The organism is Caldisalinibacter kiritimatiensis, assembly GCF_000387765.1.
GTDB classification, from domain to species: Bacteria; Bacillota; Clostridia; order Tissierellales; family Caldisalinibacteraceae; genus Caldisalinibacter; species Caldisalinibacter kiritimatiensis.
In genome coordinates this window covers 1-3097 of record NZ_ARZA01000242.1, presented here as the reverse complement: position 1 = coordinate 3097, position 3097 = coordinate 1, and the positions used below count along the sequence as shown (strand labels likewise).

2 protein-coding genes are annotated in these 3097 nt (G+C 28.6%); both read right to left on the bottom strand.

Annotated features, from left to right (window positions below; translation table 11 throughout):
- Window positions 1-159: 159 nt before the first annotated feature.
- Window positions 160-1590, bottom strand: a complete 1431-nt coding sequence (gene purB, locus L21TH_RS10950; protein ID WP_006315945.1) for an adenylosuccinate lyase — start codon at window positions 1588-1590, stop codon at window positions 160-162.
- Window positions 1591-1627: 37 nt separating this feature from the next.
- Window positions 1628-2815: a pyridoxal phosphate-dependent aminotransferase gene (locus L21TH_RS10945; protein WP_006315943.1), complete on the bottom strand. Its 1188-nt coding sequence runs from the start codon at window positions 2813-2815 to the stop codon at window positions 1628-1630.
- Between the last annotated feature and the right edge of the window lie 282 nt (window positions 2816-3097).

Genomic DNA, 3097 nt, shown 5'->3' with positions numbered 1-3097 from the left:
TTTTGTATTTTGCAACTATCTATATAACCATAAGATAATATTATTCTTGTCTAAATGTCTATATATTTTATATATTCGTAATTTTTGTAAATATTACAATCATAAGTTTATAAATAAAAATTGCATAAAAAAAGAGCGGATATTCTCCGCTCAAATCCTTTATACCTTTAATTCAACTTCTATATTAAGTTTATCCTCATATTTTGATAAAATTGGTTTTATATTCTGTTCAATAAACTCTTCTACCTGCTTCGGAGCTCTACCAATAAAATTGACAGGGTCTAATAAATCCATAATTTCTTTCTTTGTTAATGGAATTTTATCACTTAAAATAATTCTATCAATGAGATCATTCTTTCCTCCATTAACTTTTACTTCTTTAGCTGCCTCCATAGATAATTTTCTAATTTCCTCATGTATTTCCTGTCTGTCCCCTCCTCTTTTTACAGCTTCCATTAGGATATTTTCAGTAGCCATAAAAGGAAGTTCTTCATTAATATGTTTTTTAATTACATTTTCATATACAACAAGACCATTAAAAACATTAATTCCTATTTCTAAAATAGCATCACATGCTAAAAAAGTCTGTGGTATTGTTAAACGTCTGTTTGCTGAATCATCCAAAGTTCTTTCGAACCACTGAGTTGATGCTGTCATTGCTGTATTCATAGTTGTTGCAATAATAAACCTGGCTAATGATGCTATTCTCTCACTTCTCATGGGATTTCTTTTATATGCCATAGCTGATGAACCAATTTGCTTTTTACCAAATGGTTCCTCTATCTCCTTTAAATTTTGCAAAAGTCTTATATCATTTGTTACCTTGTGAAGTGTTTGAGCGATACTACTTAATACAGATAAAGCTCTATAGTCCATTTTTCTAGTGTATGTTTGTCCTGTTACCGGATAAGTACTATCAAATCCCATTTTTTCTGCTACTAACTCATCTAGTTTTTTGACCTTTTCATGGTTGTTATCAAATAATTTCAAATAGCTAGCCTGAGTTCCAGTAGTACCCTTTACTCCTCTAAGCTTCATATTGTTTAAAATATATTGTAAATCATTATAATCAATTAATAAATCTTGTAGCCAAAGAGTAGCTCTTTTACCTACCGTTGTTAATTGTGCCGGTTGGTAATGTGTAAATCCTAACGTAGGTAAATCTTTATATTTATTAGCAAATTCTGATACTTTATTTATCAAGTTAACCAATTTTTTATTTATAAGGTATAGTGCTCTTTTCATTAAAATAATATCTGTATTATCACCCACATATGCACTTGTAGCTCCTAGATGTATAATAGGTTTAGCCTTAGGACACTGAATACCAAATGTATGAACGTGAGCCATTACATCATGTCTAAATTCCTTTTCTTTTTCTTCTGCAAGTTTGTAATCAATATTGTCTTTATTGTCTTTCATTTGCTGTATTTGCTCATCAGTTATGTTTAAGCCTAATTCTTTTTGAGCTTCAGCTAAAGCTATCCATAATTCTCTCCATGTCTTAAATTTTTCATCGGGTGAAAATATATTTGCCATTTCTCTACTAGCGTATCTTTTTATTAATGGGTTTTCATATGTTTGTTTCATAAATTCACTCCTTTTATCTAAACAATAAAACTACTTCTTATTTTATAACATTTTCTATTCTAGTCAACCCTTCTTTAATATTCTCTATAGACGTTGCATATGATAATCTAATGTAATTATCAGAACCAAAAGCTGCTCCAGGTACTACAGCAACATTACCTTTATCTAATAATAAATTACAAAAATCTATAGAAGTATTTATTTCTACCCCTTTTACAACTTTTCCTTTAAGCTGTGAAATATTAGCCATAACATAAAATGCACCTTTAGGTTTTTTACAGTATAAACCTTTAATTGAATTAATTTTATCTACCATATAGTTTCTTCTATCAATAAAATGCTTTTTCATTTCAGAAATAATACTTTGGTCTCCTGTTAATCCTTCTACACTAGCGTATTGTGATATTGTATTAGGATTAGATGTAGTATGTGCTTGAATATTATTCATAACTTTTATTATCTCCTCATTAGCAGCTGCATATCCTATTCTCCAACCTGTCATAGCATAAGCTTTTGACATACCATTAATAACTATAGTTAAATCTTTTACTTTATCACTAATTGATGCAATACTAACATGCTCATATCCATCATAAATTAGTTTTTCGTAAATTTCATCAGATATAATAAAAATATCATTTTTTACTGCCCAATCTGCTATCATTTCTAGTTCTTCTTTTGTATAAACAGTACCAGTAGGATTACTTGGACTATTTAGTATAATAGCTTTGGTATTTTTATTATATGATTTTTCTAAATCTTCTATTGTATATTTGAAATCATTTTCCTCTTTTGTTTCAACAAGTACTGGAGTTCCGTCTGCGATTTTTACTAATTCTGGATAGCTAACCCAGTATGGTACTGGAATTATAACTTCATCTCCAGGATTTAAGATAGCGTTTAATGCATTATATAATGAATGTTTTGCTCCGTTAGATACAATTATATTGTTCTCATTGTATACAAGATTATTATCACTTTTAAACTTCTCGCATATAGCTTTTTTTAACTCTATAATACCTGAAGCCGATGTGTATCTTGTATTACCATCATTAATAGCTTTTATTGCTTTTTGTTGTATATTAATAGGAGTATTAAAATCCGGTTCACCCGCACCAAATCCTATTACATCTATACCTTGTTTCTTCATCTCCTTTGCTTTTGCTGTTATTTCTAGGGTTGCAGAAGGTGTTATTTCTAATCCTTTCTTAGATAAACTTTTCATAATATATCCCTCCATGTTTTAGTATATATGTATAAGTATATGCTAGTATCATTCTATAACACTTTAAAATATCCTTTTAATAAAGAGAATATTAATAAAATTTAAATATCTATTTATATATGTCCTCTAAGGTATTGTTTATAATAGTTAAAGAATCTTGAAAAATAGGTTTATACATTAATTTAATTTTTTTATAATGCTCAAATCCTTTGTCTGTTAATCTATATCTTCTTATTGACCTCTTAGTTGGCTCTTGCCACCATCCATGTATATACTCATTTT

Excerpts from the sequence above, each read along its gene's own strand:
- L21TH_RS10945 (WP_006315943.1), bottom strand. The coding sequence starts at position 2,815 with ATGAAAAGTTTATCTAAGAAAGGATTAGAAATAACACCTTCTGCAACC.
- purB (WP_006315945.1), bottom strand. The coding sequence starts at position 1,590 with ATGAAACAAACATATGAAAACCCATTAATAAAAAGATACGCTAGTAGA.